The sequence below is a fragment of the Sphingomonas sp. Leaf230 genome (assembly GCF_001421745.1).
GTDB lineage: Bacteria > Pseudomonadota > Alphaproteobacteria > Sphingomonadales > Sphingomonadaceae > Sphingomonas.
In genome coordinates this window covers 218,231-230,925 of the sequence record NZ_LMKW01000010.1, presented here as the reverse complement: position 1 = coordinate 230,925, position 12,695 = coordinate 218,231, and the positions used below count along the sequence as shown (strand labels likewise).

Here is a 12,695-nt window from a genome sequence, read left to right as displayed (position 1 = left end):
CCTAACTCCGTTCTCCCGCGAAGGCGGGAGCCCAGGGTACCAGTCGTAACGCTCTTGGCTCTTGGACCCCCGCTTTCGCGGGGGAACGGTAGGCGAGGGGGGAATATCCTCGATAGGCCCAGCTTACTGGCGCAGGTCGTTCTGCGTGATCGGCACGATCTTCACCTCGACGCGACGGTTCGCTGCCCGGCCCGCATCGGTATCATTCGACGCGATCGGCTGCGTCTTGCCGTAGCCCCGCGTCCCGATCCGCGCCGCCTGCACGCCGTGGCCCGATAGGTAATCCGCGACCGAGCGCGCGCGACGCTCCGACAGCGTCTGGTTATATGCATCGCTGCCGGTCGAATCGGTGTGCCCGTACACGTCGACATAGGTCTGGTTGTACTGCGACAGCGTATCCGCGACCTGGTCGAGCGTCCGCTGGAACTGCGGCTGCACGTTCGCGCTGTCATACGCGAAGGTGATGCCCGACGGTATGTTGAGCACCAGGTCGTCGCCCTGACGGATCACCTGCACGTCGGTGCCCGCGGTGCGCGCGCGCAGGTCGCGCTCCTGCTTGTCCATGTACGCGCCGATGCCCGCACCCGCGAGACCACCGATGCCCGCGCCGAGCAGCTTTTCGGTCCGGTCATGCCGTCCACCGACCACGTCGCCGAGCAGATAGCCGCCGAGCGCGCCGCCAATGCCGCCCAGTGCGGTCTTCGAGATCGTCTGGCGACCCGTCTCGGGATCGGTGGTGCAGCCGCTGGTAGCGATCAGTGCGGCGATTGCAGCGCCTGCGAACATCTTGGTTTTCATAGATAATCTCCCTGAGACATGACGAATGAAGGCTTCGTGCCTGATACCGCCGATAACCCGGTGTCGCGACGATTGTTCCGCCTGCGCACTGAACCGAGCCTGACCATCTTCGCGGTCCGATGTCGAGTATGCGCAGGCCAGTACGTAAGGACGGTTGTGCGACGGACCGTTGTCCTGCAAAGAGCGCGTGAGCCAATGGCACCGCTTCCCCCCTTCCCCTGGATCGACGTCGCGATCATCCTCGCGCTCGTCGCGTTGAACGGCGTGTTCGCGATGAGCGAACTCGCGATCGTCTCCGCGCGTAAAGCCCGGCTTGAGGCGATGGCGCGCTCGGGCAAGAAGGGCGCGCGCGCTGCGCTGGTGCTCGCCGCCGATCCGGGCAAGTTCCTGTCGACCGTCCAGATCGGCATCACGCTGATCGGCATCCTCGCGGGTGCCTATTCGGGCTCCAGCCTGGGCATGCCGACCGCCGCGCGGTTGCAGGCCTGGGGCCTGTCCGCGTCGACTGCGGAGACCGCCGGGTTCGCGATCGTCATCGGCCTCACCACATACGCGTCGCTGATCATCGGTGAACTCGTGCCAAAGCAGTTCGCGTTGCGCGCGCCCGAGGCGATCGCCTCGTTCATGGCGCCGGTCATGCGCTGGCTCGCGATCGGCACCGCGCCGATCGTCTGGGTGCTCGATTCGACCAGTGCGCTGATCTTCCGCGCGCTCCGCCTGAACCGCGAATCGGAAGAGCACGTCACTGCCGAAGAACTCCACATGATCGTTGCCGAAGCGTCGAAATCGGGAATCATCGAGGAGCATGAGCGCTCGATCATCTCGGGCGTCGTCCGCCTCGCCGACCGCCCGGTCCGCGAAGTGATGACGCCGCGCACCGAGATCGACTGGCTCGACTGCGACTGGGGCCCCGACGAGATCCGCGAGACGCTGCTCGCATCGCAGCACACCCGCCTGCCGGTCGGCGAAGGCTCGATCGATACGGTCAAGGGCGTCGTCCAAGCGCGCGACATTGCCGCGGCGCTGTTCCGCGGCGAACCGATCGACCTGCGCGCGCTGATGCGGAAAGCGCCGGTGGTAATCGACCAGATCGACGCGATGGATGCGCTGCTGGCGCTGCGCGAAGCCGAGGTGCCGATGGCTCTGATCCACGACGAATACGGCCATTTCGAAGGCATCGTTACGCCGGCGGACCTGCTCGCGGCGATCGCGGGTGAGTTCAAGTCGGACTCGGATCCGGACGATGCGCCTTCGGTCGTGGTGCGCGACGACGGCTCGTTGCTGGTGGCGGGGACGATGGCGGCGGATTCGCTCGCCGACCGGCTCGGCATCGACCTGCCCGAGGACCGGGACTACGCGACGGTCGCCGGTCTCGCGCTGTCGGTGTTCCGTCATCTGCCGGGCGAGGGCGAGAGCTTCGTCGAGCAGGGCTGGAAGTTCGAGATCGTCGATCTCGACGGGCGGCGGATCGACAAGCTGCTGGTGAGCGAAGTCTGAGGGCTTAGCATGGGGCAGCGGGCGAAAGTGCCCGGACGCTCCTTGGTATTGCACCTCCCCGGCGGAAGCCGGGGCCCAGTTGGTGAGGTCGCAGTAAGGAAGCGCAGTCGCTAGTTTTCAACGTCCCCCGACTGGGCCCCGGCCTCCGCCGGGGTGGTGATTGGGTAGGGTCGGTAGTCGCTCTTCACTCAGGTACTCGTGCCACACGCGCGAAGACGCGCTGATCCCCACAATCCATTCGTCCCGAGTAGCCTCTGAACTTGTTGAAGCGGCGTATCGAAGGACAGGTTGGCGCGCGGAACCCATGCTTCGATACGAGCCCTCGATACGCTTCTGCGAAGTTACTCGGTCCCTACTCAGCACGAACGGGGAGGGGAGGACGACGGGCGAAGATTCGGCTCCGTCCCCTTCTACTGACCGGTTTCGGCCGCGGGCTTCGCATCAACCTCAGGCGTCGCGACCACCGGAGCCTCCATCGGCACCTCCGATACCGGCCTAGCCCCAGGCTCCAGATCGCTCGGCACGAACGGCACGACACTCGGCGGCGGCCCCGACATCCCCGCCGGATCACCCTCGACCCGCCCGTGGAGGTGGTCGATCTCCGCCTGCCGCCGGTTGAGATAGAACGACCGGGTCGCCGCGTACGGATCGGGCGAATTGTCGTGCAGGTCCTTTAGCGTCTGGTCGAACTCAGACCGGTGATCGAGCGCACCCAGGATGCCCGCGGGGATCGCGTACGCCGTGCTGGTGAACGGCTTGCCGATGGCGACCGGCAGGATCAGGCGATCGATCGCACCGCCTAGCAGATCGCGGATCGTCGTCGGTCCGACCAGCGGCAGGAACAGGAACGGGCCGTTCTTGACCCCGTAATAGCCGAGCGTGTTGGCGAACCCGTTCGACCGCCGTGGCAGGTGGAACGGCTTCTTCTTGGCCATGTCGAGCACGCCGGCCACGCCGATCGTCGTGTTGATCGCGAACCGCCCGACCGTCTCCGCGGCCTTGCCTGGCTTGAACTGGAGCAGGAAGTTCAGGAAGACGATCGGCTCGCGCAGATTGTAGAGGAAATTGTGGATGCCGCGTCGAATGGGGCTCGGCACGGTCTTCTTGTAGGTTCGCGCGACCGGGCCGATCACCGCGTCGTCGACCTTCTGCGTCACCGCGAACGACTCGGCGTTGACCGCGCGCAGCGGATCGCCCGCGGTTTCCTTGCGGCCGGTGACGATGATGTCGTTGGACGTCCGCTGGACGGGCGGAGTCCCCAGTGGAGCGGGACCGACCGGCGGAATGTCCTGCGTCGGCAGCCCCTGGGTGAAAATCTCGATCGCTGGAAGCGACGCGGCGAGCGCTAGCGGCGAAACCGCCATCGCCGTGACGGGTTGGAAGTCACCCGCGAACGGCGACACTACCGCGCCGGGCAGCGCCACGCTCGCACCGACGCCGGGCAACGCTATCGGCGCGGCCGTCACGTGAACGGGGGCAGCCGTCAACAGCATTGCGCTCATCGTTACCAGCATGTGCACTCATCGCCCTGTTATCGGCCGCTCTCCTACATCGAGATGCGACGCGTCTGACATGCCCGTCGGCGCGCGTGGAGCATAGAGCCAATCGTCATCCGCGCGTGCGGATCGAGGTTGACCGATCGCGCGGCGATCCCGGCCTGATCCGTCTCGCGCGAAGCCGTAGCTCAGAGCTTGCCGAACACCGCCTCGAAGCCCGCCTTGTCACCGGCGGCCAGCAACCGCGCCTGCTCGATCCAGCGATCGCGACCCATCCGACCAGTGAAATTGCCAAGCTGCGCGTCGATGCGCTGCGCCTCGCTCTCCGACAGCGCCGCCATCTCGCCGACCGTCGAAACGCCGAGCGCGCCGAGCTGTGCGGCAACTTTCGGCCCGAGCCCTTTCAACTGCGTGACGGGCCCGTCCGCATAGGACAGCGCCGGTACTGCCGGTGCGATTGGAGCCTCTTCGGACGGCGCTACGGGTGCGGGAGCGGCAGTTTCGGTCGCCGGACTCGCGTCAAAAGGCGACGCAGCGGCGATCGGTTCGTCGGCCAGGCGATCGGGCGCTTGCACCGCATCGTCTTCGCGCGAAACAGGCACCTGTTCGGGTGCGCTGCTTACGGGCGGTACAGGCGGGGTCGGCTCAGGCCGGGGCGGGGCAGGCCGGACCGGAGCGGGGGGCGGCACAACCGGGGCAGCCGCGATTTGCGACTGCGCCTGCGATTGCTCAGCCTTGCGTTCCTGAACCGCGGGCTTTGCCGAAGCCGGCTCGGGCGGAACGCCGGCCTCCTCCGCGTTGGCGATCACGTCGCGCGACGCCTTCACGCGGCTGCGCTTGGCTTTGATGCCCCAGAGCAAGCCGATCACGACGAGGACCGCCACGACGGCGATGATCGTGAAGTGGATCGCGGTCAGCGTGGCGATGCCGTCGGGCAGCAGGCTCAGGCCCGAGGCGGAGGTCGCGGAAGTTTCGTTCATTCCCATACCGTAGCGTCACCCGCGAAGGGCGGCGAGACCTAATTGGCTGGCTCGTACCTGACGATCCTCCCCCGCAAGGGGGAGGTGTCGCCGAAGGTGACGGAGGGGGAGGAAACGGAACAGGGGTTTTGCCTACCTCCCCCTCCGTCTGGCAAGAGCCAGCCACCTCCCCCTGGCGGGGGAGGATCGAGACGCATCACCCGCGCGCGATCTCGCGCCAACCGATGTCGCGGCGGTAGAAGCCTTCCGCGAAATCGATCGCCTCGACCGCGCGGTAGGCGTTGGCCTGCGCCGTCGCGACGTCGTCGCCGGTCGCCGTCACGGCCAGTACGCGCCCGCCTGATGCGACCAGCCCGCCATCTTCCAGCCGCGTGCCCGCATGGAACACCGTGCCGCCTGCGGCTCGCGCGGAATCCAGCCCGATGATCGCGCCACCAGCCTTGGGCGTCCCCGGATACCCCTCCGCCGCCATCACCACCGTCAGCGCGGTTTCGTCGCTGAACTGCGCCGCAGGCATCTCGCCGAGCCGTCCCTCGGCGGTCGCCAGCATCGTCGCGAGCAGGTCGCCCTGGAAGCGCATCATCAGCACCTGCGTCTCGGGATCCCCGAACCGAGCATTATATTCGATCAGCTTTGGCCCCTGCGGCGTCAGCATCAGCCCCGCATACAGCACGCCCGAGAACGGCATACCCTCCGCCGCCATCGCCGCCACCGTCGGCGCAACGATCTCGTCGATCGCGCGCTTCTCCAGCGCTGGCGTCAGAACGAGGGCAGGGCTGTACGCGCCCATCCCGCCGGTATTCGGCCCGGTATCGCCCTCGCCGACGCGCTTGTGATCCTGCGCGGAGCCGAACGGCATCAGCGACACGCCGTCGGTCAGCACGAAGAGGCTAGCCTCCTCGCCTTCGAGGAATTCCTCGATCACCGCCTCGGCCTCGCCGTCGGCGAACAGCGCATCGAGCGCGGCATCGGCTTCGGCCGCGCTGAATGCGATGACCACGCCCTTGCCGGCGGCGAGCCCGTCCGCCTTGATGACCACCGGCAACGAGAAGGTGCGGGCGAGTGCGATATCCGCCTCTTCGCGGGTCTTGACGCGGACATAGCCTGCGGTTGGGATGCCGGCGCGCAGGCACAGATCCTTGGTGAAGCCCTTCGACCCCTCCAGCTGGGCCGCCGCCTTCGAAGGCCCGAACACCGGAACGTCCGCCGTGCGCAGCGAGTCCGCCAGTCCGTCGACCAGCGGCGCCTCGGGTCCGATCACGACCAACCCGACCTCATGCTCGCGGACGAACGCCACCACCGCGCTATGATCCGTCGCATCGAGCGGCACGAGCGTCGCAACGCGTGCGATCCCGGGGTTGCCCGGCGCGGCATACAGCGTATCGAGGCCGCGAGATTGCACCAGCTTCCACGCGAGCGCATGTTCGCGCCCCCCCGAGCCCAGCAGCAGGACGTTCATGCCCGATCCCTTTTCCGATGAATTGTCCAGCGACATGGGCCGGCTGGTAGCCGAGCAAGTCCCCGGCGACAACGCACTCGCCATGTCGGTCGGCGAACTCGCCTTCAAGCTGAAGCGGATGGTCGAGGGCGAATTCGGCCATGTCCGCCTGCGCGGCGAGATCTCGGGCTGGAAGCGCGTCGCCTCCGGGCATTGCTACATGTCGCTCAAGGACGACCAGGCGGTGATCGACGGCGTCATCTGGAAGGGCAATGCGTCGAGCCTCGCCTTCGTGCCGCAGGACGGCATCGAGGTGATCGCGACCGGCAAGCTCACCACCTATCCCGGCCGCTCGAAATACCAGATCGTCATCGAGCGGATGGAGCTGGCCGGCGCCGGCGCGCTGATGGCGCTGCTCGAGAAACTGAAGGCGAAACTGGCAGGCGAGGGACTGTTCGACGGCACGCGGAAGAAGCGCCTGCCGTTCATGCCGAAGGTGATCGGCGTCGTCACCTCGGGCACCGGCGCGGTGATCCGCGACATCCTCCACCGCCTAGAGGATCGCTGCCCGACGCACGTCATCGTCTGGCCGGTGAAGGTGCAGGGGGAGGGTTCCGCCGCCGAGATCGCCGCCGCCGTCCGCGGCTTCGACGCGATCGTACCCGGCGGCCCGGTGCCACGCCCCGACTTGGTGATCGTCGCGCGCGGCGGTGGTTCGGTCGAGGATCTGTGGTCGTTCAACGAGGAAGTCGTCGTCCGCGCGGTCGCTGCCTGCACGATCCCGATCATATCCGCCGTGGGCCACGAGACCGACACCACCTTGTGCGATTTCGCCGCCGACCTGCGCGCACCGACACCGACTGCCGCGGCCGAGATCGCGGTGCCGGTGCTCGCCGACCTGCGGCTGACGATCGACAGCCACCGCAACCGCACCGAGCGGTGTGCGCGCCGCCACGTCGAGCGCGGCCGAGAACGGCTCGATGCACTGGCGCGGTTGCTGCCGAAGCGCGACCAGTTGCTCGGGCCGCAGCGCCAGCGCGCCGACGACTTCGGCCAACGGCTCGATCGGGGCCTGGAGCGTCGCCTAACGTTGGCACGGGGAAGCCTCGATCGCTCGGGCGCAGCACTCCGTCCCGCCACGCTCGAACGCAAGCTCGAAGCCAAACGCGCGCAGCTCGACGCGACGTGGCGCCTCGTCCAGTCGCTCAATCCCGACGCGATCCTCGACCGCGGCTATGCGCGCATTACCGCCCGCCCCGGCGGCGAAACGCTCGCCTCTGCGAAGTCGGCACGCGACGCGGGCACGCTGACGCTCCACTTCCGCGACGGCGTGGTGGACGCGGTGACGGACACCGGCCTTGAGCGCCCCGCCGCCAAAACCTATGCTGGCCCTAAGGCAAAGCCCGCGGCCGACGCGCCGCCACGCCAGCCCACCTTGCTATAAAAGAAGACCCGCAATGCTGATGTCCAACTCCGACCGCGCCGCGCGCCTGCACTATATGGCCAACGGTTTCCGCGTGCTCAGCCCCGGCGATCACGTCGCCTGCGCCGCCACCGGCCACCGCATCGCGCTCGAAGACCTGCGCTACTGGAGCGTCGCGCGCCAGGAAGCCTACGCCACCGCTGCCGCCGCCAGCGAAGCGATGGCCCCGCGATGATCCGCGCGGCGGTGCTCGTCCTGCTGGCTGCATCCAGTGCCGCCGGCCAGCAAGCACCGCCCTCGAATACCGCGTCCCAGTCCACCTTCCGCTGGACCGGCACGCTCAGCCAGGGCGGCCTGATCCTTGGCGCCGCCCCCGACGGCGCGCGCACGCTCACGTTGAACGGCAAGCCGATCGCGCTATCCCCCGACGGCCGCTTCATCGCCGGTTTCGACCGCGACGCGGGGTCGCAAGCGACACTGATAGCCGCGCTCGCCGACGGCCGCAGTGTCACGCAAAGCCTCTCGATCGCGCCGCGCGCGTGGCGGATCGAGCGGCTGAACACGCTCCCCAAATTCCCCGCGCCAGACCCGGTCTTCGCCAAGCTCCGCCCGCCCGAACTCGCGCAGATCGTCGCCGCCCGCGCGCGCAATACCGACGCGCAAGGCTGGCGGCAGTCCTTCGCATGGCCCGCCACCGGTCGCATCTCCGGCCTGTTCGGATCGCAACGCGTCTACAAAGGCGAACCCGGCAGCTATCATTCAGGCACCGACATCGCCATCCCGACCGGCACGATCGTCACCGCCCCCGCCGACGGCGTCGTGATCCTCGCCGCCGATCACCCCTTCACGCTGGAGGGCAACCTCCTGATGCTCGACCACGGCATGGGCCTCAATAGCGCGTTCCTCCATCTGTCGCGGATCGACGTGAAGCTCGGCGATCACGTAACCAAGGGCCAGCCGATCGGCGCCTCCGGCATGACCGGCCGCGCCACCGGCCCGCACCTCCACTGGGCGCTACGCTGGAACGACGCCAAGCTCGACCCAATGCTGGTTGCTGGCGCAATGCGACCGTAGGTGACGAGCACTTAGTTCAGGCGCTTCGCCTTCACACCCGGCTGGCCGCCGACGCTTAGCCAAAAACTCCCCAAGGCTCCGCGCTTGATGACGACTTTATCGTTTGCCCGTGGACGCCGCGCGATCGTGTAATCATCCGTCTGGATCCATCGCGCGCCATCGGCCAGTTGGAAACTCCATCGACCAGCGCCGTCCACCGACGCACCGGCGAGAGTCGTCTCGATCTGCGGTAGGTCGTTAGCGTTGCCGAACAAGCCGGTATCGGGCAGCGTGATCCCAAACAGATTTCGGCGCGTTTCGCGAACCTGTTGCTGATCGATGACGACGACCGCTTGATCGGCTTCCGCGGTATCCAGCGCCGCCACCGAGTGATCGAAGCAGGCCAGCCGCGCCAGTGGCTCGGTCACGGTGCGGCATTGCGTAACGGCAACGAGCAGCGGGGACCGCTCCGCCTTGCGCGGCTTGGATGCCGCGGCCGCCGGATGCAGCGCCATGATCATCAAGCTCGAAATTGCCAGAATCGTGATCCGCATGGGCGTCCTACATCGTTAGCGAGAAGCGTCGGAATAGGCAGCGCCGGCCAGAGCGGCAAGTCCATCACATGCGGCATTCCGTTACGGCATCGTCCCGAAATTGTGGCCATTGGGTAACATGACTGTCGTAATGCGACGAGTGGCAGCGATCCTGTACTTTTCTTTTGGACAAGGCAGCTCTGACTTGCGAAATCGCTGCCAGCTGCGGTCGGGCGACCGCACAATAGATCGTATCGGCCGGAAACGTTCGCCGATATTAAAGGGATAGACCACCATGCGAAACCATATGTTTCGAGACTGCCTGCTCGCGTCGACGATGATCGCGGGTGCCGTGATTGCATTGCCGGTCTACGCGCAGACCACCCCAGCACCCGCGCCGCAGGGCACGACGAGTGACGACGGTGCAGCATCGACCACGCCGGCGATCTCCAACACGCCTAGCCAGGATCCCGCAGCCGCCGGCACCGCGGGCGGCGGCGATATCGTCGTCACCGGTTCGCGCATCTCGAACCCGAACTTGACGTCGGCGAGCCCGATAACGGTCGTGAATGCTGCAGACATCAAGCTGCGCGGCGCGACGCGTATCGAGGACGTGCTCAACAGCCTGCCGTCGTCGTTCGCGACGCAGACCTCGTCGGTGTCGAACGGTTCGACCGGTACCGCGACGATCAATCTTCGCAACCTCGGTGAATCGCGCACGCTGGTGCTGGTCAACGGCCGCCGCCTGATGCCGGGCAACCCATCGTCGAGCAGCACGGCCAGCGCCGCTGCCGACGTCAACATGATCCCGGCCTCGCTGTTGAAGCGCGTCGACGTGCTCACCGGCGGCGCGGGTTCGGTCTATGGTTCGGACGCCATCGGCGGCGTCGTCAACTTCGTGCTCGACACCGATTACGAAGGTTTCAGCATCGATACCTCGGGCGGTATCTACAACCACAACAACCGCAGTGAGCGCTTCCAGGCACTGTCAGCGGCGAGCGGCAACCCCGCCCCGAGTGGCCAAGCGTTCGACGGCACGCAGTTCGACATCAACTTCAAGGTCGGTGCCGGCACCAGCGACGGTCGCGGCCATGTTGTCGGCTACGGCGGCTACCGCAAGATCGGTGCGATCCTGCAGGGTTCGCGCGATTACAGCTCGTGTGGCCTGAACACCCCGGGCGCCGGCGGTAACGACTATGTCTGCGGTGGATCGCCAACCGCGTTTCCGGCCAACTTCACGCTGGGCGATGCGAGAGAGGGCGGTCCTCCGACCGGTTACACGCTGAACTCCGCAGGTCAGCTCGTGGCGGGGCGCACGCTCTACAATGCCAACCCGCTGAACTACTACCAGCGTCCCGACAAGCGCTACACGGCTGGCTTCCTCGCCAATTACGAAGTCAGCAAGGCGTTCAAGCCTTACGCCGAATTCATGTTCATGGACGATCGCTCGACCGCCCAGATCGCGCCATCGGGTAATTTCAGCAACACCACGGTTCTGAACAGCAACAATCCGTTCCTGTCGGCGGCTCAGCGGGCGACCTTCTTCCGCGACACCAATCTGGTTCGGGATGCGAACGGCAACGTCATCAACCTGACGAACCCCGATGGTACTCAGTATCAGCAGGCAAGCGTCCAGATCGGTCGCCGTAACGTCGAGGGTGGCGGTCGTCAGGCCGATCTCCGTCACACCCAGTATCGCTTCGTAGCGGGTGCACGCGGCGACATCGACAAGGGCATCTCGTACGAAGCGTATGGTCAGTTCGGCAGCACCGTGTTCAACCAGGTGTATCGCAACGAGTTCTCGGTTTCGCGCACGACCCGCGCACTCGACGCGATCACCGACACGCGTCCGGGTTCGGCCACGCTTGGCCAAGCGGTTTGCCGCTCGGTCGTCGACGGCACCGATCCGAACTGCGTCCCGCTCAACATCTTCGGTTCCGCGGGCATCACCCCGGCGGCACTGGGTTATGTCCAGACCCCAGGCTTCCAGTCGGGCGAGAACAAGGAAAAGGTCGTCAACGCGTCGATGACCTTCAAGGGTGGTGAATATGGCGTCCAGTCGCCGTTCGCCAGCGAAGGCATCGCGCTGAACGTTGGTGGCGAATACCGCAAGGAGTCGCTCGTTCTCGAAGTCGACAATGCCTTCCTGAGCGGCGATCTCGCCGGCCAGGGCGGCGCGACGTTGCCGATTCGTGGCAGCTACGACGTGAAGGAAGTGTTCGGCGAACTTCAGGTTCCGCTCGTCAGCGATCGCCCGTTCTTCAACGAACTGACGGTCAATGGCGGCTACCGCTATTCGAGCTACAGCACGGCGGGTTCGGCGAGCTCGTACAAGGGCGAGATCGTCTGGGCGCCGATCTCCGATATCCGCTTCCGTGGCGGCTATAACCGTGCGGTCCGTGCTCCGAATACGCAGGAACTGTTCGCAACCCAGTCGGTGCAGATCGACGGTGCAACCGATCCTTGCGCTGGTCCGCGCGTCAATGGTCTCGTCAATGGCAATACGGCTGCACAATGTGCGCTCACCGGTGTCGCGGCAAACCAGTTCGGTCTGGTTCAGCCAAACGAGTCCGAGCAGTATAACGGCCTGCTGGGCGGCAACCCGAACCTGAAGCCCGAAAAGGCCGACACGTTCACCGCTGGCGTGATCCTGCGTCCTTCGTTCCTGCCGGGCTTCAACCTGTCGGTCGATGGTTTCCGGATCAAGCTGAAGGATCGGATTGGCGTCATTGGCGCAGATACGACCATCGCACAGTGCCTTGCGACCGGTGATCAGGCGCTCTGCAGCCTGATCAAGCGCGGTACAAACGGTACGCTGTTCCAGGGTACGAGCGGTTACATCATCGATACCAACGTCAACGCTGGGTCACTCTTGACTCAGGGCATCGAGACGTCGGCCGGGTATACCTACCGTTCGGACAGCATCGGCACGATCGGGCTTTCGTTCAACGGCACGTACGTCGACAAGTTCACGTCGGACAAGGCCGGCGCGAAGTTCGACTGCGCGGGCCTGTACGGCGCGCAGTGCGGCTACCCGATGTCCAAGTGGCGTCACCAGGCTCGTATCTCGCTGACCACGCCGAACGGCATCGGTCTGTCGGGTAACTGGCGCTATCTGTCGGCCACCAAGTTCGAGCGTACCAGCAGCGATGCCGATCTTGCTGCGCCGTTCTTCGTCAATGATGCCCGCGTGAAGGCGCAGAACTACTTCGATCTCGCCGCAACGGTGCGGGTCGCGGACAAGTTCACCTACCGCATGGGTGTCAACAACATCCTCGACAAGACGCCGCCGATCCTCAGCGCGACGGCTTCGCCGATCGGTTCGTTTGGCAACGGCAACACCTACCCAGGCATCTACGAAGCGATCGGTCGCTACCTGTTCGTTGGCCTGACCATCGACATGTAATCGATCCTACGAGACCAAGAAAAAGGGGCGGCAGATCATCGATCTGCCGCCCCTTTTTTTGTTCGGAGATG

General features: G+C 65.9%; 10 protein-coding genes. 5 read left to right on the top strand and 5 right to left on the bottom strand.

Going from position 1 to position 12,695, the window contains the following annotated elements:
* Positions 1 to 123 precede the first annotated feature (123 nt).
* A complete protein-coding gene (locus ASE82_RS13040; protein ID WP_056063994.1) occupies positions 124 to 798 on the bottom strand; it encodes an OmpA family protein in 675 nt (224 codons plus the stop codon).
* A gap of 195 nt (positions 799 to 993) precedes the next feature.
* On the opposite strand from ASE82_RS13040, the gene ASE82_RS13035 reads away from it, so the two are divergent.
* The gene (locus tag ASE82_RS13035) at positions 994 to 2,295 is read left to right on the top strand and encodes a hemolysin family protein (protein WP_056063992.1); all 1,302 of its coding nucleotides are present in this window, start codon (positions 994 to 996) and stop codon (positions 2,293 to 2,295) included.
* A gap of 410 nt (positions 2,296 to 2,705) precedes the next feature.
* On the opposite strand, the gene ASE82_RS13030 is transcribed toward ASE82_RS13035, so the two are convergent.
* From ASE82_RS13030 to purD, 3 genes are all read right to left on the bottom strand, one after another.
* Positions 2,706 to 3,809, bottom strand: a complete 1,104-nt coding sequence (locus tag ASE82_RS13030; RefSeq protein ID WP_235524700.1) for an MlaA family lipoprotein — start codon at positions 3,807 to 3,809, stop codon at positions 2,706 to 2,708.
* A 170-nt stretch (positions 3,810 to 3,979) separates the two neighbouring features.
* The gene (locus tag ASE82_RS13025) at positions 3,980 to 4,771 is read right to left on the bottom strand and encodes a hypothetical protein (RefSeq protein ID WP_056063989.1); all 792 of its coding nucleotides are present in this window, start codon (positions 4,769 to 4,771) and stop codon (positions 3,980 to 3,982) included.
* 196 nt (positions 4,772 to 4,967) lie between these two features.
* Positions 4,968 to 6,230 carry a phosphoribosylamine--glycine ligase gene (gene purD / locus ASE82_RS13020; protein WP_056063985.1) on the bottom strand — a complete coding sequence of 421 codons (1,263 nt, stop codon included), beginning with the start codon at positions 6,228 to 6,230 and terminating at the stop codon, positions 4,968 to 4,970.
* On the opposite strand from purD, the gene xseA reads away from it, so the two are divergent.
* The 3 genes from xseA to ASE82_RS13005 are packed head-to-tail and all read left to right on the top strand — an operon-like array spanning position 6,229 to position 8,706.
* Complete coding sequence (gene xseA / locus ASE82_RS13015; protein WP_056063982.1) at positions 6,229 to 7,653, top strand: exodeoxyribonuclease VII large subunit; 1,425 nt, start codon at positions 6,229 to 6,231, stop codon at positions 7,651 to 7,653. The genes purD and xseA overlap by 2 nt on opposite strands.
* 13 nt (positions 7,654 to 7,666) lie before the next feature.
* The gene (locus tag ASE82_RS13010) at positions 7,667 to 7,867 is read left to right on the top strand and encodes a DUF2093 domain-containing protein (RefSeq protein ID WP_055881745.1); all 201 of its coding nucleotides are present in this window, start codon (positions 7,667 to 7,669) and stop codon (positions 7,865 to 7,867) included.
* Entirely contained in the window at positions 7,864 to 8,706 is an 843-nt protein-coding gene (locus ASE82_RS13005) for a M23 family metallopeptidase (protein ID WP_056063980.1), read from the top strand. Before ASE82_RS13010 ends, ASE82_RS13005 begins: the two co-directional genes overlap by 4 nt.
* 11 nt (positions 8,707 to 8,717) lie before the next feature.
* Here ASE82_RS13005 and ASE82_RS13000 read toward each other — a convergent pair whose 3' ends face one another.
* Positions 8,718 to 9,239 carry a hypothetical protein gene (locus ASE82_RS13000; RefSeq protein ID WP_056063977.1) on the bottom strand — a complete coding sequence of 174 codons (522 nt, stop codon included), beginning with the start codon at positions 9,237 to 9,239 and terminating at the stop codon, positions 8,718 to 8,720.
* A gap of 274 nt (positions 9,240 to 9,513) precedes the next feature.
* On the opposite strand from ASE82_RS13000, the gene ASE82_RS12995 reads away from it, so the two are divergent.
* Entirely contained in the window at positions 9,514 to 12,624 is a 3,111-nt protein-coding gene (locus ASE82_RS12995; RefSeq protein WP_056063975.1) for a TonB-dependent receptor domain-containing protein, read from the top strand.
* Positions 12,625 to 12,695 lie beyond the last annotated feature (71 nt).